The sequence below is a fragment of the Sporosarcina pasteurii genome (assembly GCF_041295575.1).
GTDB lineage: Bacteria > Bacillota > Bacilli > Bacillales_A > Planococcaceae > Sporosarcina > Sporosarcina pasteurii.
Genome location: NZ_CP160452.1, coordinates 1,951,825 through 1,972,524, shown reverse-complemented (window position 1 = coordinate 1,972,524; position 20,700 = coordinate 1,951,825). Strand labels below are relative to the sequence as shown.

Annotated in this window: 19 protein-coding genes and 1 pseudogene; 15 read left to right on the top strand and 5 right to left on the bottom strand. The window is 38.1% G+C overall.

What is annotated here, in order from left to right; all coding sequences use genetic code 11:
• The first annotated feature begins 393 nt into the window (after nt 1–393).
• Both AB1H92_RS09285 and AB1H92_RS09280 read left to right on the top strand, forming a co-directional pair.
• Nucleotides 394–1,584 (top strand): M14 family zinc carboxypeptidase, encoded by a 1,191-nt coding sequence (locus tag AB1H92_RS09285; RefSeq protein WP_115360566.1) that lies wholly within the window; start codon nt 394–396, stop codon nt 1,582–1,584.
• A 45-nt stretch (nt 1,585–1,629) separates the two neighbouring features.
• Nucleotides 1,630–2,658, top strand: coding sequence for a M14 family zinc carboxypeptidase (locus AB1H92_RS09280; protein ID WP_115360567.1), 1,029 nt, complete (start codon nt 1,630–1,632; stop codon nt 2,656–2,658).
• 78 nt (nt 2,659–2,736) lie between these two features.
• Here AB1H92_RS09280 and AB1H92_RS09275 read toward each other — a convergent pair whose 3' ends face one another.
• Together AB1H92_RS09275 and nagE are read right to left on the bottom strand one after the other, a co-directional pair.
• Nucleotides 2,737–2,874 (bottom strand): YfhE family protein, encoded by a 138-nt coding sequence (locus tag AB1H92_RS09275; RefSeq protein WP_082295062.1) that lies wholly within the window; start codon nt 2,872–2,874, stop codon nt 2,737–2,739.
• Nucleotides 2,875–3,333: 459 nt separating this feature from the next.
• On the bottom strand, nt 3,334–4,782 hold the full coding sequence (nagE, locus tag AB1H92_RS09270) for an N-acetylglucosamine-specific PTS transporter subunit IIBC (RefSeq protein WP_115360568.1): 1,449 nt from the start codon (nt 4,780–4,782) through the stop codon (nt 3,334–3,336).
• A 507-nt stretch (nt 4,783–5,289) separates the two neighbouring features.
• Here nagE and AB1H92_RS09265 point away from each other — a divergent pair.
• The 8 genes and pseudogenes from AB1H92_RS09265 to AB1H92_RS09230 all read left to right on the top strand — a co-directional run bounded on the left by AB1H92_RS09265 (nt 5,290) and on the right by AB1H92_RS09230 (nt 12,566).
• Nucleotides 5,290–6,261: a LacI family DNA-binding transcriptional regulator gene (locus tag AB1H92_RS09265; RefSeq protein ID WP_115360569.1), complete on the top strand. Its 972-nt coding sequence runs from the start codon at nt 5,290–5,292 to the stop codon at nt 6,259–6,261.
• Nucleotides 6,262–6,278: 17 nt separating this feature from the next.
• Complete coding sequence (gene rbsK, locus AB1H92_RS09260; RefSeq protein ID WP_115360570.1) at nt 6,279–7,169, top strand: ribokinase; 891 nt, start codon at nt 6,279–6,281, stop codon at nt 7,167–7,169.
• 50 nt (nt 7,170–7,219) lie between these two features.
• Nucleotides 7,220–8,455, top strand: coding sequence for a NupC/NupG family nucleoside CNT transporter (locus AB1H92_RS09255; RefSeq protein WP_115360571.1), 1,236 nt, complete (start codon nt 7,220–7,222; stop codon nt 8,453–8,455).
• Between the two features lie 61 nt (nt 8,456–8,516).
• A complete protein-coding gene (locus AB1H92_RS09250) occupies nt 8,517–9,449 on the top strand; it encodes a nucleoside hydrolase (RefSeq protein WP_115360572.1) in 933 nt (310 codons plus the stop codon).
• Nucleotides 9,450–9,585: 136 nt separating this feature from the next.
• Nucleotides 9,586–10,176: a YdeI family protein gene (locus AB1H92_RS09245; protein ID WP_115360573.1), complete on the top strand. Its 591-nt coding sequence runs from the start codon at nt 9,586–9,588 to the stop codon at nt 10,174–10,176.
• A 97-nt stretch (nt 10,177–10,273) separates the two neighbouring features.
• Nucleotides 10,274–10,745, top strand: a pseudogene (locus AB1H92_RS09240) (EamA family transporter); the annotation flags it as partial.
• 252 nt (nt 10,746–10,997) lie between these two features.
• A complete protein-coding gene (gene tnpB, locus AB1H92_RS09235; RefSeq protein ID WP_115360574.1) occupies nt 10,998–12,143 on the top strand; it encodes an IS200/IS605 family element RNA-guided endonuclease TnpB in 1,146 nt (381 codons plus the stop codon).
• Between the two features lie 129 nt (nt 12,144–12,272).
• On the top strand, nt 12,273–12,566 hold the full coding sequence (locus tag AB1H92_RS09230; RefSeq protein ID WP_243835592.1) for an EamA family transporter: 294 nt from the start codon (nt 12,273–12,275) through the stop codon (nt 12,564–12,566).
• Nucleotides 12,567–12,857: 291 nt separating this feature from the next.
• On the opposite strand, the gene AB1H92_RS09225 is transcribed toward AB1H92_RS09230, so the two are convergent.
• Nucleotides 12,858–14,054 carry a NupC/NupG family nucleoside CNT transporter gene (locus tag AB1H92_RS09225; RefSeq protein ID WP_115360576.1) on the bottom strand — a complete coding sequence of 399 codons (1,197 nt, stop codon included), beginning with the start codon at nt 14,052–14,054 and terminating at the stop codon, nt 12,858–12,860.
• Nucleotides 14,055–14,150: 96 nt separating this feature from the next.
• Complete coding sequence (rihC, locus tag AB1H92_RS09220; RefSeq protein WP_115360577.1) at nt 14,151–15,047, bottom strand: ribonucleoside hydrolase RihC; 897 nt, start codon at nt 15,045–15,047, stop codon at nt 14,151–14,153.
• 667 nt (nt 15,048–15,714) lie between these two features.
• On the opposite strand from rihC, the gene nagA reads away from it, so the two are divergent.
• The 4 genes from nagA (at nt 15,715) to AB1H92_RS09200 (ending at nt 17,970) form a co-directional block, all read left to right on the top strand.
• Nucleotides 15,715–16,872, top strand: coding sequence for an N-acetylglucosamine-6-phosphate deacetylase (gene nagA, locus AB1H92_RS09215; protein WP_115360578.1), 1,158 nt, complete (start codon nt 15,715–15,717; stop codon nt 16,870–16,872).
• A 103-nt stretch (nt 16,873–16,975) separates the two neighbouring features.
• Nucleotides 16,976–17,065 (top strand): putative holin-like toxin, encoded by a 90-nt coding sequence (locus AB1H92_RS09210; RefSeq protein WP_243835768.1) that lies wholly within the window; start codon nt 16,976–16,978, stop codon nt 17,063–17,065.
• Between the two features lie 315 nt (nt 17,066–17,380).
• Nucleotides 17,381–17,551, top strand: coding sequence for a zinc ribbon domain-containing protein (locus AB1H92_RS09205; protein ID WP_166739520.1), 171 nt, complete (start codon nt 17,381–17,383; stop codon nt 17,549–17,551).
• A gap of 11 nt (nt 17,552–17,562) precedes the next feature.
• A complete protein-coding gene (locus AB1H92_RS09200; RefSeq protein WP_115360579.1) occupies nt 17,563–17,970 on the top strand; it encodes a hypothetical protein in 408 nt (135 codons plus the stop codon).
• A gap of 42 nt (nt 17,971–18,012) precedes the next feature.
• Here the strand turns inward: AB1H92_RS09200 and AB1H92_RS09195 are convergent, their stop codons facing one another.
• A complete protein-coding gene (locus AB1H92_RS09195; protein ID WP_115360580.1) occupies nt 18,013–18,804 on the bottom strand; it encodes a VLRF1 family aeRF1-type release factor in 792 nt (263 codons plus the stop codon).
• 271 nt (nt 18,805–19,075) lie between these two features.
• On the opposite strand from AB1H92_RS09195, the gene AB1H92_RS09190 reads away from it, so the two are divergent.
• Nucleotides 19,076–20,443 carry a sigma-54-dependent Fis family transcriptional regulator gene (locus AB1H92_RS09190; RefSeq protein ID WP_115360581.1) on the top strand — a complete coding sequence of 456 codons (1,368 nt, stop codon included), beginning with the start codon at nt 19,076–19,078 and terminating at the stop codon, nt 20,441–20,443.
• The last annotated feature ends 257 nt before the right edge of the window (nt 20,444–20,700 follow it).

Here is a 20,700-nt window from a genome sequence, read left to right as displayed (position 1 = left end):
ATTATTTTGTATAATAGAAGCAAAAAATCACCTAAATTTACTTCACGTTCACGCTACATAGAATACTTAATAGGTACTTCTGAGAAGCCATTGAGGGGGAATTCGTCATAGTTATTGGGGGTTTATGGGAAATGTTTGTGAGATTCTATATTGTTGATTACGCAGACGGTATACGTTGAGCACGGGAAGAATAAACGCTTCATTACAAAAGATGTATTCGTTAGTGATAATTTAATATTAAAAAATTCCATATCCTACCTAGGGGCTGAATATTCGAAATCAATTAACTATTCGTTTTTTATTTGCTATGCTAGTAACAAATTGAGTGCTTGTCTACAAATATTCTAGACAAGTAGTCAACGGATAAAAGGCAAATAGAGAGGATGAATGATTATGAAGAAACTTGGAAGTATGATTGGTATTTTAGCGCTTAGCGCGAGTCTTGCTTTGCCCGTATATGCGGCGGAAAGTCCAGCTCAGGAAACCCATCACCATGAGTATTCGATTTCAGGGTTTACGAATTACAGTGAACTACAACATCAACTTCAACAGATTGAGCAGTCTAGCAAAGGGATTGTTGAAGTGGAAGTGGTCGGCCAGTCCAATCAAGGTCGAGATATTTATAAAGCGACGGTCGGGACTGGTGATAAAGTGATTCTTATTCAAAGTGAGATCCACGGGAATGAAAAGACCGGAACTGTTGCAATCCTTAACATGTTGGAAAACCTTTCTAGTAACTCAAAGCAAGCGAGAGAAATTCGCGAGGAAGTAACGTTGGTATTCATGCCGATGATGAATCCGGATGCTTCTGAAGGAGATAAAAGAAGAAATAGTATGACGTGGAATGAAGTGCTTGTGAACTTCCCGCAACTTGAAGGTGCATCACCAGCTTGGAACTACTTAGATCGCGGCATCAGTCAAAGTTTTGATTATGGTAAGAATCCAGGATTTGATGTAAACCGTGACTTTAATCCAGATCTCAATTATGTACCAGAGGCGAAAGACTTTCCAGGTCGCTCAAATGAGCCAGGGTGGTTCATCACGCCTGAAGCACAAACAGCAAGGGATGTATATAAATCATTGCAAGATGAACATGGCAAAGTAGATGCGTTCATCGATATTCACCATCAAGGAATGTACTATGTTGCGGGTACAGCTGACGAAGTGACACTTTCCTTATCTGCGCAGTTTGTACCGGACCCGAATACACCGGCAGGCGAGAAGTACGCCCAATATAAAGACAATTACAATTACGATTTTTCGAGGCAGTTAAACGTTGCCGCTTATAATGAGTTGCAGTCTTATGGAAACTCACCATTTACGAACGTCTCGCTTTATTCACAAGGGCTAGATCTTCCTGGGACGGCTCTTGGAACCTATGCATTGAATGGTAGTGGAACTGTCCTTTTCGAGGTGAGAGGTCAAACGCAAATGATGGGACAAAAAGAAAGCGGGCGACTTATTAAAGCTGTTGAACGTGGACTTACGGGGATCATCAGCGCGGTTGCCGACGGTTCTGTAGAAGAATTGAATCCGGAAGATTACGAGAAAATTCCTCGCACATCATCTAGAGCGACAAACTGATTAAGAAAGAACGACCAGATTATATAAAATCAAGGAGGAATTTAGATGAAGAAATCGTTACTCGCATTGTCAATGGCAGGAGCCATGATGCTAAGTGTCACTCCAGTAGTAGATGCTGTTGGAAATGGACCAAATTACGGCGGCAATGAAACAGTAAACACGTCGATTTTGCACACATATGATGAACTTTCGGACTTCCTGCAAAAGGAACATGCGAAACAACAGGATATGGAACTAGAAGTCATTGGTCAAACTGTGAAGGGAAGAGACTTGTACCTCGTCAAATATATGAAAAACCGTGACAATCCGACCATCCTTTTCTTAACACAACAGCACGGTAATGAGCAATTGACAACTGAAGGGGCACTTGAATTCGTCAAACATCTTGGTACTGGTAAAATGAAAGGCGTTACAGATGATGTTAATATTCTTATAGTACCGATGCTAAATGCGGACGGTGCGATGGGAGACGTTGATTTTTCTCTTGATGATTACGTAGCAAGCGGGGATCGGAACCTTACCCGTTATAATGCGCTTGGCATCGACTTAAACAGAGACCATATTACGAAGATTCAACCTGAAACAAAAGCTTTGCACGACAATGTGATGCGGAAGTATGACATTGACTATATGATTGATTTGCACCACCAAGGTACACAAAGTGCGATCGACAATGAATACGTTTCAGGTTCAATTCTTTACCCAACGACGCCAAATGTAGATGAAGACGTTGTACTGAAATCGAAACAGCTTGGTGCAGTCGTCTATGATGCGATTGAAGCAAAAGGTTGGGGACATTTAGGTAAATATAACGGCGGTTCTGCTGAAACAATTAGTCGAAACGGGATTGCGGTCGAATACGGAATCTCTACACTGCTTTTTGAGATGCGGGGTATGTCTGACCATTTCTACGAATCTTATGTATTAGGACAAAAGAGTAATGGCTATTTAATTAAACAAACAATTACAACACTTGACGCAACGGTACGTGCAATTGCAGATCGTTCCATCGAAACAAAAGACGTTTCTTTCTGGGATACGCTTCCGTTCCAAACAAATCGTACAACGGAATAGATTCATCAATTAAAATGCCTGTAGGGGAGAAAATTCCCCTACAGGCATTTTATATTTAGGGTTTAGTTAATCGACCCTTTATTTATTTTTATTCTCTCGATTTGCAGTGCGATTAGCTTTTTTAAATTCGTCTTGGTAGGTTACTTCTTGTGTGGAACTTAATCCGTTATCTTTATCGGTCATTGGATTTTTTGGTGCTTTCTTTTCATTCGTCAACAGATTCACCTCTTTGTATTACATCTTATAGAATTTAGCTTTACCATTTCCATAAAAGTTATTACAGTTTTTGTTCAGATTTTAATGTATATAAAAATAGAGGAATGTCATCTGCTTTCCACAAAGAAGTGATTTCTAACAGACGAATTAACAGAGCATCATCTGCTCATACAGATTGGTAACATTGGGTTTTCTCAAGGTGAAGTCGCTTGAGCAACAGACAAAGTAACAGACGCCTAACAAACGATCAACAGACGCTTAACAACTAACAAGAATGTAAAGAAGTAAAGAATGAAAGAAATTAATCATCGCAAATGTATCCTTTTTCTTTTGAATGGTCTATATAGAGGATGACAGGGGAGATTTGGTGCACCTTATCTAATTGCTCGATGATGTTAATTTGTATAAAAGAGGTTTTCTAGAAAGTATGATTGCTACTTCCCAGAAAACCTTATCTACTCATTTTTTTCGAATTTTGTTCATTTCATCGGCTACAAATTGTACGTTTGTTCCGACGATGACTTGGATGCTATTTGATCCAACAACATGAATGCCTGGTACACCTGAACTTTTAATTTTGTTTTGATTAACGACGCTCATATCTTTTACTTCAACACGTAATCGTGTCGCACAGTGGTCAACTGCAGTGACGTTTGCATCTCCGCCTAAGCCGTCGTAAATGATTGTCGCCATACTTGTAAATTTATTACCTGTAAAATTTTTATCTTCCGCTTCCTCCACGATGTCTTCATCATCTTCTCGACCGGGTGTTTTCAAGTCGAATTTCACAATGAGGAATCGGAATAAGAAATAGTAAACAACTGCAAATCCTAAACCTTGAACAACTAGCATGAGCGGTTGGTTCGCGATTGGAATTTTTAAACTTAAGAAATAGTCAACAAAACCAGCGCTAAACCCAAATCCTGCTGTCCATTGGAAAGATGCGGCGATAAATAAAGAGAGACCTGTTAAAGCTGCGTGTACAACATAAAGAGCCGGCGCCAAAAACATAAATGCGAACTCAAGCGGTTCTGTCACACCTGTAAAGAATGCCGCAAAACCCGCTGCTAACATTAAAGAAGCCGCTTGTTTTTTACGTTTTGTTTTCGCGGTATGATACATAGCCAGACCTGCAGCTGGTAATCCAAACATCATAATTGGAAAGAAACCAGCTTGGTACATGCCTGTAATCCCTTTTGTCCCCTGACTACCCCAGAAGTTTCCGATGTCATTGATGCCTGCAACATCAAACCAGAATACAGAGTTTAACGCATGATGTAATCCAGTAGGAATCAGAAGGCGGTTAAAGAATCCGTATAATCCTGCACCAGTCGCACCTAGTCCACTAATCACTTCACCAAAATTGACCAGTCCAGTATAAATCATAGGCCATATGAAAAATAATGCCGCTGAAGCAACAAGCATAGTAGCAGCTGTCACAATCGGAACTAAACGTTTTCCACTAAAGAAGGCGAGGGCATCAGGTAATTGTACATGACTAAATCGGTTATACATTGTTGCAGCAACAAGCCCTGAAACAATCCCAATAAATTGGTTTGCAATTTTCTCGAATGCAGGATTTACAGCTTCTGCATCAATCGACAATAGCATCGCGACTGTATCTGTTGACAATAAAGTTGTCACAACTAAAAAGGCAACAAGTCCACTTAATGCAGCTGATCCATCCTTATCCTTAGACATTCCAAGCGCTACCCCGACTGCAAAAAGAATCGACATATGGTCAATGATTGAACCTCCGGCTTTAATTAAGAAAGCGGCGAGTACGTTGCCTGATCCCCAACCAGAAGGGTCAATCCAATACCCAATTCCCATTAAAATCGCGGCCGCAGGTAATACTGCCACGGGTAACATTAACGAGCGACCTAGATTTTGGAGATACTTCATCATATAACTTCCACCTTTCCTTTGTACTGCAAAAAATATAATGGCAATTCATGACAACCTACTATTTTATAAATCTCTCACTAGTTAACGCTCAAATTAACAAGTGATGTTAGTGCTTACACTTGTTTGGAATTATGTTTTTATGATAATAATAAAAGACACTGCAATGGAGAATTTTAATTGTCACCTCCTTCTCGTTCCTAATAGAATGAAATGTTTATTTGGTAATAGTGACAACCACACTGTTTCACTCAGATTAATTCTTGGGCATCGCAAGTTCTCTAGTATATGCCTAGACCGCTTCAATTAGGGGTTGTCCAACAAAAACATAGGCGAATCTCACAATTAAATAGTTTCATTGTTTCTTTTTCAGTTTTACAAGGATATTTAGGTGCATGAGTGTATGAATAATTTAATAATATTTATTTTATAAAACGAATTGACATGGAGGTATTTATAAATTATATTTAAGTATGTAATCGGTTCCACATTTTGTAGAGGTGATTGTAATTGGCAACAATGAGAGACGTAGCAAATGAGGCGGGAGTTTCCGTTGCGACAGTTTCAAGGGTACTGAATAAAAATGGCTATGTAAGTCAAGAATCAGAACTAAAGGTAATCAAGGCAATTGAAAAATTGAATTATAAACCGAACGCTGTAGCAAGGGCTCTGTTCCATAAAACGTCAAAGATGATTGGTTTAATTGTGCCAGATATTACAAACCCGTTTTTTCCAGAGCTAGCAAGAGCTGTTGAAGACGTTTCCATGATTTATGGCTACAAAGTATTGCTCGGTAATTCAGATGGAAATGCAGAAAAGGAACAGACTTATCTAGATTTATTTAATCAAAAATATGTTGATGGTGTAATTATGACAGGGCATTCATCGGAAAAGCATATTTCTTTACATGCTAATACACCAGTTGTTGTATTGGACCGCGCAAGTTATTCAGAATTGCCAACGGTTACATCCGATAACTATGAAGGTGCGCGTCAGGCTACAAAATTGTTAATCGAAAAAGGAGCAAAAAACATTGCTCACATTCGAGGGCCACGCGAAATTACATCTGCAAATGATCGTTATCGAGGATTTATTGATGAAATAGAAGAAAATAATATGAGCTATATCATTGAGGAATCAGCTTTTAACCTTGCGGCTGCAGAAGAAGTTGCCCATGCATTTTTTGATAAATTTACACAGATAGATGGTATTTTTTGTAGCAATGATACGATTGCAGTTGGATTTCTCAAAGTAGCTTTAAAAAGAGGCATTCAAATTCCCGAAGAATTACAAATTGTCGGGTTTGATGGCGTTGCGTTTGGTAAAATGGTTTATCCCGAGTTAACAACCATTGCCCAACCAATTTATGATTTAGGGGCGGTGGCATCTCGATTATTAATAAAACTGATTGAAAATGAAGAACCAGAACAGACGATATATGAATTAAAAACAAGAGTAATTCAAAGAGGTACGACGAGATAGAAATAGGAGTGAATTTCTTGGGAAAGCCTGTTATTACGGTAGTTGGAAGTATTAATATGGACCTGGTCGTGGCGGCAGCAAAGCGACCAGAAGCGGGAGAAACAATTCTTGGTGAAGATTTTTATACAAGTCCCGGCGGAAAAGGATCAAATCAGGCCGTTGCAGCTGCTCGTTTAGGAGCGGAAGTCCATATGATTGGTAGGGTAGGAGATGATGAATTCGGATCTGAACTACTGAAGTTTATGGAAAAGGAAAACATCTTTTTAAATGGTGTGGAACCGGTTCCACATTCTGCATCAGGTGTTGCAATGATTACTTTAGCGGATGGCGACAATAGCATCATTGTTTATCAAGGAGCAAATAAAGAAGCGACTCCTGATTATATAAGGAAATATGAAAGCCTTATCGCGAAAAGCGATGTGGTCATTACACAATTAGAAATTCCGATTGAATCTGTAGAAGAGACTGCGCGACTGTGTCAAAAACATCAGACGAAATTCATCTTAAATCCAGCACCTGCTGCGGATTTATCAGTTGATGTGTTGATGAAGGCAGACTTTATTACGCCTAATCAGTCTGAACGTGAGACTTTATCTAAACAAGTAGATTTCAATCAGTTATTGGATAAGCTAATTGTCACAGAAGGAAAAGACGGCGTTGTTTATTTTGAAAATGAAGCGCCACGTAGAATTTCAAGTCATTCTGTTTCAACTGTTGATACGACAGGGGCAGGGGATACATTTAATGGAGCGTTTGCCTATGCAATTGGCATGAAAAAGGATGTTGAAACTGCATGTCATTTTGCGAATGCAGCCGCAGCCCTTTCTGTTCAAAAATTAGGTGCGCAAGCTGGAATGCCAACACAAGACGAAGTGAACGAATTTCTTCGCAATCATGGCAAAAAATAAAACTTAAAACAATCTAATCTGCTTCAATATATGAGGAGGAAAGCAAGCGCATGGTAAGTATACTATGGGGATTAATGGGCTGTACGGTTATCGTTTTAGCAGCTCTTCTATTATCTGAAAACAAGAAAGCAATTAATATATGGACAGTAAGTATGGGCTTTATCGCTCAAGTTATATTAGGGTTTATCGTATTAAAATGGGATATTGGTATGTCCATTATCCAGTGGCTATCTGATGGTGTATCGAAAGTTATGGCCTATGGAGTTGAAGGGTTAAAATTTGTATTTGGTTCTTTAGCAGATAAAGAAGGAGCAGCTGGTCCAATATTTGCGATTAATGCATTGGCCATTATGATTTATTTAACTGCGCTAATTGGTTTATTATATCGTTTTGGAATTATGCAAATGTTCGTTCGTATCGTCGGTGGAGGACTTTCTAAGATTATGAAAACCGGTCATATTGAATCGACGAATGCCGCGGCAAATATTTTCTTAGGGATGACACAATCTTTCCTATCGGTCAAGCCATATATAAGAACGATGTCACGTTCTCAACTCTTTGCCGTAATGGTTGGTGGTCTTGCTTCTGTATCTGGAGCTGTTTTACTCGGATTAGCGGCAATGGGAATTCCGATTAATTATCTATTATCAGCGGCAATAATGTCTGCACCCGCAGGCTTAATGTTAGCGAAATTGATTATACCTGAAACTGAAAAACTTGATCCAAATGAGTGGAAAGTAACAGACGATAATGTGAATGAATCTGGTGAAAAACCAAGTGTTATGGAAGTTATTGTAACCGAATCCAAAGATGGCTTGCATTTTGCCGTAAATGCTGTCGTGATTCTAGTTTCGATTATCGGATTAATTGCACTTCTGAACGGTATTTTAGGGGGAGTTGGTTCCCTCGTAGGTTTACCAGGCTTATCTTTTGAAACAATTTTAGGATATGTATTTGCGCCAGTTGCGTTTGTTTTAGGAATTCCTTGGTCTGAAGCAATCATGGCCGGAAACTTACTTGGACAAAAAATCATCATTAACGAATTTGTAGCATTTGCAGCGTTTCAAGATATAATTGGTTCATTTTCTGAGAAGTCCGTAGCAATTTTAACATTTGCATTATCTGGATTTGCAAATCTTGGTTCTATTGGAATCATTCTAGGTGTTATGCTAGGAATCGCACCTAATCGTAAAAAAGAAATTCAAGATATGGCATTCAAAGGGTTAATCGCTGCGACATTGGCCAACCTATTAAATGGTGCAATTGTAGGTATTTTCTTCTTTTAAGATTAACGATCGTGAAGTGTTATTAAAGTAATATTTTTTTGAAATTAAGGAGAGATTTAGAATGAAAAAAGTTATTTTAGACGTTGATACTGGGATAGATGACGCGTATGCAATCATTTACGCAATTGAGAGTAAGCAACTTGATCTTCTAGGGATTACAGGCGTAAATGGGAATGTCCCAATTGATTATGTTATGAAAAACACGAAGAAAATCCTGAAGTTAATCGGAAATGAAGAAGTTAAGGCTTATAGAGGGGCAAGTCTTCCGCTTTTAACAGAACCTAATCACGAATTTCGTGTTCATGGTAAAGATGGAATTGGCGATGCACTTGATCATATAACTGTAGATGATGAAGAATCGGATATTTTCGCACCAGATTTCATGATTGAACAAGCGAAAAAACATAAAGGTGATATCACATTCATCATGGTTGGTCCACTTACAAACTTGGCGTTAGCACTACGTAAAGAGCCAAGATTAGCGGAGTGGGTAAGTGAAGTGGTCATCATGGGTGGACTTGTTACAAAAGCGGGAATGGGTAATAAACTTCCAAATGCTGAATTCAATATTTTTGCCGATGCGGAAGCTGCTAAAATTGTATTCCATTCAGGTCTTTCATTGAAGCTTGTTGGCCTAGATGTTACGCATAAAACATTCTTAACACGCGAGCGCATGGAAGAATTAAAAGGAACGAAATACTATGACTTCATTGTAGAAAGTTCTGAAGTATTCAGAGGGTTTAGTAAACAAAAATACGGGATTGACGGTTGTGCACTTCATGATCCATTAACAATCGGAGTTGCGATTGATTCTTCTATCGTGCAAACGGAGAAGCATTTTGTTGAAGTTGAAACACAAAGTGAATTAAACTACGGACAAACAATCTGTGACTTCCGTAATATTTGGAAGCAAGAACCGAACATGGAAGTTTGTTTAGATGTTGAGAATGAGAAATTTGTAACGATGTTTATTGATACTTTAAAACAGGCATAAAATCTTCTAAACACCAACGAAAATCAATTCGTTGGTGTTTTTTTACATGAATCCATTATTCTGTGCTATGTTTAAATATAATAAAATATAACCCGCCTTAACGGGTAATTATATATAATTGAAGAAGGTGTGACGAATGACAAATCGTAAAATAAATCCTAAAGTTGACGAATATTTAAGGAAGGCAACCAACTGGAAAGAGGAGTTTGTGGCAATGAGGGATATCGCTCTTGACTGCGGACTGACTGAGGATTTTAAATGGAATCATCCATGTTATACATTAGATAACAAAAACATTGTGTTAATCCATGGCTTTAAGGAATATTGCGCATTCTTGTTTCATAAAGGTGCTTTGCTAGAAGATCCCCAAGGAATTCTTATTCAACAAACGAAAAATGTACAGGCCGCACGCCAAATTCGTTTTACCAAAGTTCAAGAAATCATTGAAAATGAATCTATATTGAAAGATTATATTTTTAATGCAATTGAAGTTGAGAAAGCCGGTTTGAAAGTTGAAAAGAAAACAGAAATTCAAATACCCGAAGAACTGCAACAGAAATTCGATGAAACCCCTGCTTTGAAAAAAGCTTTTGAAGCATTAACGCTTGGGAGACAAAGGGCGTATAGCCTATATTTTTCTCAAGCGAAACAGTCTAAAACACGAACGTCGAGAGTTGAGAAATATATACAACATATTCTTGACGGAAAAGGATTATATGATAAATGAGTTCTATATAAGGATCGTAAAGCCGTAATTTAAAGTTCGAGGAACAGTATGAAAAAGCACGAAGATAAATGGGATATTTGCGAAGGGGAATGCAATGATGAACAAATGGCTTACTGGATTCTTAGTTGTATTGACCACATCCTTAATGGGATCTGCATTTGCGATTGGAAAGATTGGGCTGATCTACGCCACACCGATTATGTTGGTTGCAATACGATTCCTCTTAGCAGGGGGCTTCATGGCAATTATCGTAAAAGTTTTAAGACTTGCTCATCCCAAAAAGGTTTCAGATTGGCTTAAAATAGCACTGATTGGTCTTTTTCAAACAAGCGGGTGTCATGGGATGTATCTTTGTCAGTTTACGTACCATCACATCGGGACAATCGTCTATCCTAACCTTTATGAATCCCCTTTTGGTTGTTATATTTGGAACACTTTTGGGGGGGCTTTCAGCCATTTCGTGGGCTATCGGAACACTACTAATCAAAATGTGGGGCCCTCCTATTAATACATGGGTTTTAACGGCCTATCAAATGTTGTTTGGTGGACTCATTCTGTTGGTGGGCAGTTTTTTATGGATAAGCCGAGAACACCCGTGACTTCAGTCGTGGGATGAATCGGCTTCGGTTGAGGCATAGCTTTAGCTATGTTAATCGACCGGCATGTATTAATTTGTATAAGTGTTTAAAGTCTACTACTAAAGGGTATTCAGCAATACAGATACAAATCAAATATTGAGGTGTTTTCTAAGCCTAAAATTACCGAAGAACAAATACGAAAGTATATACTGAATCAGAAAAAGGTTTAGGAGGTAAGTGTGAATGCTTCGACATAAAGCTTATCAGTTTCGTCTCTATCCGAATAAAGAACAAGAAATCCTAATTGCCAAAACAATAGGCTGTTCAAGATTTGTTTTCAATCATTTTCTGGATCTATGGAACAGATCCTACACCGAAACTGGTAAGGGATTATCGTATCACGCATGTTCCGCCATGCTTCCTCAAATGAAAATAGCAGAAGCTACTTGTTGGCTAAAAGAAGTCGATAGCATCGCACTTCAATCCTCACTCAAAAATCTTGCCGATGCTTTTTCTCGGTTTTTCAAAAAGCAAAATAACAAACCTCAATTCAAAAGTAAAATGAATCCCGTCCAAAGCTACATAACGAAAAATGTAAACAACAATATTGAGTTAAAAGGAAAAAGTATTCAGCTTCCAAAACTAGGATTGGTTAAGTTCGCCAAAAGCCAGGAACCGAAAGGCCGTATTCTCAATGCGACGATTCGCAAATATGCTAGCGGGAAATATTTTGTTTCCATTTTGTGTGAAGAGGAAATTTACGAACTGTCAAAAACGAATACCGCTATTGGCATTGATTTGGGAATCACTGACTTTGCGATCCTTTCTGATGGACGCAAAATAGACAACAATCGGTTCACGGCGAAAATGGAAAAGAAATTGAAGCGTGAACAACGCAAACTGTCAAGACGAGCATTCGTTGCCAAGCAAAATGGCGTCAAACTTTCGGATGCGAAGAACTATCAAAAACAAAAGCGTAAAACGGCAAAACTACATGAAAAAGTAACGAATCAGCGTGCCGATTTTCTAAATAAGCTCAGTACAGAAATCATCAAAAACCACGATGTCATCTGTATTGAAGACTTAAATATAAAAGGGATGCTGCGCAATAAAAAACTAGGCAAAAGTATTTCGGATGTATCCTGGTCCAGTTTTGTCACTAAATTAGTATATAAAGCAGACTGGTACGGCAGAAAAATTATCAAAGTTGATAGATGGTTTCCATCCAGTCAAATTTGTTCGGAGTGCGGCGTGCAAGATGGCAAGAAACCGCTGAATATTCGACAATGGATATGTTCAACATGCGGAACTGAACACGACCGGGATATCAATGCAAGTCGAAATATTTTGAACGAAGGGCTTAAAACGCTGATACAAGTGTGGGGTTAAAACCTACTAACCGTAGGAACTACGGAGATAGCTTGGTAAATAAGAGAAACCTCTGGTGATAGCATCACGGCTATCCATCAAGTATGCTCTCTTCCCAAGAATCTCGTGACTTTAGTCATGAGAGGTTCAATGGAAACTCCTTCGTTTCAAATTACTGCCTTATCGATTACCATATTGTCATGGCTAGTATTCATGGCTTCCATTGTACAGTTTTCCGTTTGGTTTTATCTTTTACAAGCAGGCGACCCCGGTAAGACAAGTGCATTCTTATTTTTAGCTCCATTTTTCGGTGTTCTTGCGGGTTGGTTATTATTGGATGAAATGATTGATTGGCATGTAATGTTCGGTGGCGTTTGCATATTTATTAGTATTTTTATGGTGAATTGGACGCCTAATTCCTCGTCAAAAATAGGCAAGAATTAGGTTTTTCCTACGCTATTTTAAATCTTCAATTGGTAAATTAAATACCGCTGGTGAAAAAGATGACAGAAGCTCTATATTTCCTTAGCTGTACTCAATAATACCCGCGAACCAAGTAACTTGGGGGAGCTTATGTGCGGGCAGTACCCTGCATTACGAGAGGACTTTAGAAGTTAACAAAGAAAATCACCCATCATCGATATATGTGGGTGATTTCATTCTAAGCTGATTCCTTTCAAGGCTTCTTTTTCTTGGTCAATTAATGTGACTTAGTCTCCTAGATATATCCTAAGCTTATAATACTAAACCAACAACTGCAGCTGATAAGAAACTTACTAAAGTTGCTCCGTATAATAGACGCATACTAAATCCAGCAACTACTTTACTTTGATCAGGGCATAAGCCTTTTAATGCGCCGATGATCATCCCTACTGATCCAAAGTTTGCAAACGATACTAGGAATACTGAGATAATACCAATAGATCTTTCCGAAAAACCTTCCATATCAATAAAGCTCATCATTGCAACAAACTCATTTGAAAGAAGCTTTGTGGCAATTAAGCCGCCGAATTGGACTGCTTCGTCCCATTGCACACCAAGAAGAAATGCAAGAGGAGCAAAGAGATAGCCGAGAATCGTTTGGAAATCCACGCCAAAAATAGCACCAAATATCCCATTTAGGAAAGCAATTAATGCTACAAAACCTAATAACATCGCTATGATTGCAAGGATAATATTAAACCCATCCATCATGTAGTCGGCTAACACTTCAAAAAATCCACGTTCATCTTTTTCCGCCGGATTATTTTGAATGGATAACGCACCGTTATCTTCATCCGGATTATATGGATTAATGATGGAAAGAATAACAAACACACTAAACAAATTTAATACGATTGCGATAATGACATATTTAGGGTCAATCATGTTCATATAAGCCCCAACGATACTTAAATCTACTGTTGAAATTGAACAGGCTGCAATTGAATACATCTGTCTATTATTTAGTTTTGGAAGCGTATCTTTAATTGATACAAACACTGCTGTCATACCAATTACGATTGCACTTACCGCACTATATGATTCTAATCTTCCAAGCCTACTAATTTTGTTAAGTAGATAGCCCATCACTTTAACAAACAAAGGGAGAATTTTTATATACTGTAAAATCCCAAGTAGTGCACAAATAAATACAATAGGGAGTAAGGCGAGTATTACGAAAGAAGCTAATCCGCTTTCAATCACGCCGCCGAATACGAATTCAATTCCAACATTCGCATAACCTAGCAGTTTCTCGAACATTTTCGATATTGCGCCAATGATTGTTACACCAAGGGTGGTATGAAGGAATATGTATGCTAGTATGATTTGAATACCAATAATTTTTGCAATTGTTATCAGTTTCTTTTTAACCATTTTTCGATCGAAACTCACCACATATGCTAATAAAAAGATTGCAATTAAACACAGGATGAAAATAATATATTTCAACTTAAACACCTTATTCTTGTTAGAGTATTTGCTGTAAAAAGTGGAGTAAAAGTATTATGTAAAAAGAACATAATTACTTTCACCCTTTATCCAAAATTAGATCATTTTATTTAATGTACCAAGAAACCAATCTTGAAAGGCTTCAGAATCAATTCCGACCGCGACACTTACGTTTGTCTCTTCTTTTCCAAACAATTCCATTGTCATCCCACCGGCAGGGCCATCTGTGACGACCTCGACAAGCCGACGCTCAATCGTGAACAGCTCAGGATTTGTTAAGTAAGCGATTGCACATGAATCATGCATGACTACACCGCTATCCATATCGCCGTCTATGTAATGGCGGAAAATCGCGTTAAACATGTCAGCTGATTTATTTGAGGATTTTGATAATATCTCTTCTCCAATACGCGCTTTCAATGTAACGTCTAAACCAATCATTACAATATCCAAGCCGGAGTCGAAAACCATTTTTGCAGCATGGGGATCCGCCCACATATTAAACTCAGCAGCTCCGTTCACGTTTCCACCAGATAAAGAACCACCCATTAATACAATACTTTCAATTTTACTTTTCAACTGGGGATACATTAAGAGCAATACTGCGATATTTGTTAATGGTCCAATAGGTACAATTGTAATTTTTTCTTCTGATTCCTCTAATAAAGAACGCATTGCCTCAACGGCATGTTTATTTGTAATTCTCCGTGTAGGTTGAGGGAAGTCATAGCCATCCATTCCTGTTACGCCGTGTACTTTATTTCCAAGTGCCGGTTTCAATAAGGGAGTATCCATCCCTCTAGCAACAGGAATGTCCTTATCGAAAAATGTGACAAGCTTTAAGGCGTTCGTTGTAATATTATCAATATCAACATTACCTGCTACTGTCGTAATTAATTTCACCTCTAAATCATCCCTGTACAAAGCTAAACCTATCGCGGCCGCATCATCAATGCCGGGATCTGTGTCGATAATAATTGGAATTCTCTTCATAATGTTGTTCCTCCTAATCATTTTTCATAAAAATAAGCGGTTATTTATTCAAAAGTAAATTTTGTAGTATCAATTTAACTTTCCTATGACAGTGAAAATTCGACTCGTTTGTCAACTTATCGAAGTCTATTAAAACCTATACTGCTTTTCTGTAACCGGTTACCTAAATTGCAATTGTTCGTTTGTATTTTTACTACAATAATCCCATAATCATTATTTCCTAAAAAGATGTGGGCAGTTCACTGTTCAATTACTGTAACCGGTTACACATTGTTCATAAAAAAATATACATCTATAATTTGCTCATGATAAATTCGCCGTAATTGTTATCCCCGACACAACCAATCATTAAAATGTTTTGCTAAGTAGGTAGTCGCATCGATCTGGTTGGATGATTGACCGCTTGGAAACATCATCGCCATATTGAGCACACTTCGAAAAAACATAAATGGGAGGTATCGGTTATAAATATCTATTCTAATAGGAATTTTAAAAATGTCAACTACCAATTGCAACCCAAAAGTAATAGTTTCTGTATTCACTTCATGGTAATATCCGTTATAAATATCCCCCCCATTTTTGAGGTAGTAGCACCGATGGATAATACCGCTTGCTATAATATGAATCGTTAACGTAAAGTAAAGATAAATTGATTGGGAGGCACAACATGCAACCAAAGGTGTATTACATAAAAGCAAATCGTTTTTTATTGGAAGACGAAGAGAGACAAGGTGGCTTTTTAAAAGTGGAGCATGGATTGTTTGGAGATTTTATTAATGAAGCCCCACCTAGTGCAACTATTATCGATTGGACAGGATATACGATTGCACCTGGTTTATTCGATACACATATTCATGGTGTGAACGGCTATGACATAATGGACGGGACTGCTGAGGCAGTTGACACAATATCAAAAGCCATTTTACCATTTGGCGTGACGCGTTTCTTACCGACGACATTGACTGCATCAGATGAGGGCATCGTAAAAGCAATTCATGCGATAACGGAAGCTGTAGATAAAGGATTATCCGGTGCAAAGTCAGAAGGAATCTTTTTGGAGGGCCCTTATTTTACGGAGAAATACAAAGGTGCGCAGAATCCAATTTATTTTAAAAATCCGAGCGTGACAGAATTTAATGAATGGCAGAAGCTTGCTAAAGGGACTATTGTGAAAATTGCGATTGCGCCAGAGCGAGAAAATGCAATTGAATTTATTCGAGAAATTGGTCGGGATGTAGTTGTCGGTATTGCACATACTGATGCGAGTTTTGAGTGCTGTAAAGAAGCTGTTGACGCAGGGGCACGGAAATTCATCCACTTATTTAATGGGATGTCAGGCTTACATCACCGAGAACCGGGGGTTGTAGGTGCCGCGTTGGTTGATTCGAGGGCATATGCGGAACTCATTTGCGATGGTTTCCATGTTCATCCGGAAGTTGCAACGATGGCCCTTAAATTAAAGAAAGATAAGCTCGTGTTAATTACGGATTGTATGCGGGCCGGCTTAATGCCAGATGGGAATTATTTGTTGGGTGAGTTTCCAGTTGTCATGAAAGACGGCATAGCTAAAACCGAATCTGGATCACTTGCTGGAAGTACCCTTACACTGATTGAGGGAGTTTTGAACTTACAAGCTTGGAGTCAAGAGCCATTATACAGAGTATGGCATCGCGGCTCACTATCACCCGCTGCGAGCATTGGAAAAGCAGATCAATTTGGTAGTATTGAAAAGGGAAAGGTAGCAGATTATGTAGTATTGGACAGTGAATTAACAGTGCGGGCGGTTGCGGTAGAGGGTGTTTTGAAATATGAAAGGGATCTGTAAAAGCATGAATAATTAATAGAGTATTCGAACGCATGTGTGGTATAATGGTAGGACAATAGAATAGGGGACTCAAGGGTGGTCGGCACACTCCTGAAAGGGGGTGATGCCAATGTCAGTATACGAAGCATTAATGTTTGCAGTAACTTTCGCAGCATTAGTTGTCGCAATACTGTCATTCAATCAAAAGAAATAACCCATCCTTGAGTTGAGCGCTCAGTTATGATGGGTTATCTTATCCTCTAACAGCCGCCCCCTTGATGGGACCTGCTATTGTATTGGCTGTTCGATACCCTATATCGGACAGCCTTCTTTAGTTTATTCAATTCTTAAATACATTATACGATTTTTTGATTTTTATTGCAAATTAAAATACATTAGGTTAGCTAGGATAAATGGATTTCAATTTCAGTTATGTATCCGAATTAAATACTTGAAAACAGTCCAATCTAGACGATATAGTATGGAGACGAAAGAGGCTAACATTCTTAAAGATATTGGAGGTTTTCATATGAGTTTAAGGCCATGTCCATCTTGTCAGAACAGTGTCTCGAGACAAGCTGAATTCTGTCCGAACTGTGGACATACGTTCAAAAGTAGCAAAAATGGCGGCGTTGGCATCACCTTTTGGGGGATCGTAGGTGCAATCATTCTTGCAGTTGTTATTTTATCATTTTGTTAATGGGGTTCGAAATGTTTAGAACATCCTATCGTGTAGGCAAACAAAGCAGAATTGTTCAGTTAAGTTTACTCGTTGGTAGCTTAGCGTTTGTATTGTACATAGTGAATAAGACTTTTTTTACGAAACGATATGATTGGACATTTGCGCATTATTATTTAAACGATGTGCTTGCGGGAATCCTGATTGTCGCAATCGTAAACGTTCTGGCCGTACTGAGCCATCAAAGACGACTCTTGCTCATCAGTTTAATTCGTATATTGGTTTTTACTTTAGCATGTGGGTTGTTTTGGGAATATGTTACGCCGTTGTATGTAACGTATAGTGTATGGGATCCGTTTGATGTACTAGCCTATATGTTTGGCGGATTTTGTAATTGGTGTATCATTCGATTCGAGCTTCGGTTTACGAGGCGTGAATAAAAACTAACTACTCAAATGAGAGCAGTTAGTTTTTCATATCATTTACTTCTCAAAAACTTGATGGATGACATCACTTGCTTTATTATTGTTAAGATTTTTATAAATACAACTTGCCGGTTTTTCTCGTAAAGTTTCTGCAAAAGCATTTGCGACATCTGCTTCACCGCTAATATGAATTTCTTTCCAGCCTCGCTCTTTCTTTAGTTTTTGAACGACTTGATCCATACCCTTGAAAAATTGTTTTATATTTGTTCTAGGTCGTGGTTCTAAACCAGGACTTGGAGACTTCTTTGATTTTTGTTCTTCATTGGCCTCTTCGATTTTGCTCAATCTCCAGCTTTCCACACCCGAATCGAATTCATAAACAAGTTCATCTTTCACATCGCCCATTGCAGTATCCAAAATACGTACTTCGCCATAACTTGGTAAAATCACACCTGCTTCAGGATAGGCCTTGTACATGTATTCCATTTCCTCAGTCATCGGTTTGTTTTCCCAGTGGAAGCTCGTTTTTACCGGCACTTGCACATAGTGAACTGACCATAATTCAGGCTCCACTGCCGCAAATATGACAACACTTTTCCTGAGTTTATTCATATTTTTGTCAATTTCTTCCGTCACTTTTTCCTTTAGCTGCCTAAAGGCCTTTATTTCTTTTTCATCTTCAGAAGCGGTTAAATATTCGTCAATTCTTTTGAATCCGTTTTTTAAATGAATTTTCCAACCACCATTCAGTTGTTGTGGATCTCCCGGATTCGTATTTAAATATACGCTTAAAACACACCTGTCTTCACAGCCAAATTCCTTTAAGGATTCAAGTTCTTTGCTTAGCATATTAAAAATGACCTCCTCAAGTAATCGTTCAAAGGTAGTATGTCCAGTTATCGAATAAGAATTATTTGCATCAATTGTTAGTGCCGATTTTTAAGAACGGTTTTTAGGAATCAGCCCTATAAAATGGTTGGAATAGAGCATGCTACTAATAAAGCCCAATGATTTTTTATCAATAAAATCAATGTTTTGGACTCCCACATAACGATTAACATTGTATTGTGAAAATTCTTTCAGTATTCTATAGATAGAGAGAAAATAATAGGGGGCCTAAATGATGGGAACGGGAGACATATTCAATCATAAATTATTAGATATAATTTTTGAAAGTGCAAGTTACGGGACCGTCATCGTAGATAACAATGGAAAAATACAATATATGAGTGAAAATTATTGTGCGTTTATTAATATAACGCGTGAACAGGTGATTGGCGAATATGTCGTGAATGTAATTGAAAATACAAGAATGCATCTCGTCGTTCAAACGGGAAAATCGGAAATTGGGGACTTACAATTTTTAAAAGGGAATTTTGTGATTGCCAATCGCATTCCGATTTTTGAGCAGAACAGAATTATTGGTGCGATTGGGACGATTATTTTTCGAGATGTCAATGAGTGGAAAAAAATGAATCGTCATATTCAAAATCGGTTAGCGGATAAAAATTTACTTACGTCAAATACAGAGAATAAAGGAAACGTTCAATATGCATTGCATCATTTAATCGGAGATTCACCGAAGTTAGTACAAGTAAGAGAGCTTGTGAAAAAAGTTGCAGGTGGTAAAATTTCAGTGTTAATTAGAGGGGAAAGTGGCACTGGAAAAGAAATTATCGCCCAAAGTATTCATCGGTTAAGTGAGCGAAGCGATCAGCCATTTATTAAAGTCAATTGTGCTTCTATTCCTGAACAGTTATTAGAATCAGAACTATTCGGTTATGAAGAAGGAACGTTTACAGGTGCTAAAAAGGGCGGTAGAAAAGGAAAATTTCAAATTGCTGATGGGGGTACAATTTTTCTGGATGAGATTGGTGATATGCCACAACAAATGCAAAGTAAATTATTACGTGTGCTACAAGAGCAAGAGATTGAACCCATCGGCGCTTCGTTTCCAAAGAAGATAGACGTTCGAATTATTGCCGCGACCAATCGTCCATTGGAAGAATTAATAAAAGAAGGACGATTTCGAGAGGATTTGTTCTATCGAATTAACGCTCTACAACTATTTTTACCGTCTTTACGGGAAAGAAGAGAAGACATTCCTTTACTGATCGATCATTTTATCGAGAAGTATTCAAGTGAAGTCGGCAAACGAATGACAATGATTGAGGAAGATGTCTATACAATATTGCGTCATTATCATTGGCCTGGGAATATAAGAGAACTTGAAAATGTCATTGAGGCGTGCGTCTACTTAGCGGAAAATGGGCATTTAACAATAAATTGTTTACCAGATTATATTCAATCACATGAGACAAGCAATCAACCTAAAAGTTTAAAAGAAATGATGGAAGACCATGAAAGAACTGTCATTAAAAAAACATTAATAAAGGTTAATTATGATAGGGAAGAAGCTGCAAAAGCGCTAGGCATCGGAAATTCAACGATTTACGATAAAATAAAAAAGTATAAATTATTTCATTGAATATAATAGAAGTCCGAAACTGCGGAAAGTATTCCGAAGTTTCGGATTTTTTATGTTGGAATAATTTATGTCAATGCAAATCTATTAGGGACATGCTTATGATTCAATGACAATAGTAAAAAGTGAATTAAAAGAGCGGAAATCTAAAATCAATTTCCGAATTTCCGGAGTGAAGCGTTACGCTGAAGGTTCTATTAGCGATAGGACCGCGTTTTTAGAATTGGCATGCTTCTTGCTTACTTACTCTAGCACAGTTG

Excerpts from the sequence above, each read along its gene's own strand:
- AB1H92_RS09285 (WP_115360566.1), top strand. The coding sequence starts at position 394 with ATGAAGAAACTTGGAAGTATGATTGGTATTTTAGCGCTTAGCGCGAGT.
- AB1H92_RS09280 (WP_115360567.1), top strand. The coding sequence starts at position 1,630 with ATGAAGAAATCGTTACTCGCATTGTCAATGGCAGGAGCCATGATGCTA.
- nagE (WP_115360568.1), bottom strand. The coding sequence starts at position 4,782 with ATGATGAAGTATCTCCAAAATCTAGGTCGCTCGTTAATGTTACCCGTG.
- AB1H92_RS09255 (WP_115360571.1), top strand. The coding sequence starts at position 7,220 with ATGGTAAGTATACTATGGGGATTAATGGGCTGTACGGTTATCGTTTTA.
- AB1H92_RS09250 (WP_115360572.1), top strand. The coding sequence starts at position 8,517 with ATGAAAAAAGTTATTTTAGACGTTGATACTGGGATAGATGACGCGTAT.
- AB1H92_RS09245 (WP_115360573.1), top strand. The coding sequence starts at position 9,586 with ATGACAAATCGTAAAATAAATCCTAAAGTTGACGAATATTTAAGGAAG.
- tnpB (WP_115360574.1), top strand. The coding sequence starts at position 10,998 with ATGCTTCGACATAAAGCTTATCAGTTTCGTCTCTATCCGAATAAAGAA.
- AB1H92_RS09230 (WP_243835592.1), top strand. The coding sequence starts at position 12,273 with ATGGAAACTCCTTCGTTTCAAATTACTGCCTTATCGATTACCATATTG.
- rihC (WP_115360577.1), bottom strand. The coding sequence starts at position 15,047 with ATGAAGAGAATTCCAATTATTATCGACACAGATCCCGGCATTGATGAT.
- nagA (WP_115360578.1), top strand. The coding sequence starts at position 15,715 with ATGCAACCAAAGGTGTATTACATAAAAGCAAATCGTTTTTTATTGGAA.
- AB1H92_RS09210 (WP_243835768.1), top strand. The coding sequence starts at position 16,976 with ATGCCAATGTCAGTATACGAAGCATTAATGTTTGCAGTAACTTTCGCA.
- AB1H92_RS09205 (WP_166739520.1), top strand. The coding sequence starts at position 17,381 with ATGAGTTTAAGGCCATGTCCATCTTGTCAGAACAGTGTCTCGAGACAA.
- AB1H92_RS09200 (WP_115360579.1), top strand. The coding sequence starts at position 17,563 with ATGTTTAGAACATCCTATCGTGTAGGCAAACAAAGCAGAATTGTTCAG.
- AB1H92_RS09195 (WP_115360580.1), bottom strand. The coding sequence starts at position 18,804 with ATGCTAAGCAAAGAACTTGAATCCTTAAAGGAATTTGGCTGTGAAGAC.
- AB1H92_RS09190 (WP_115360581.1), top strand. The coding sequence starts at position 19,076 with ATGATGGGAACGGGAGACATATTCAATCATAAATTATTAGATATAATT.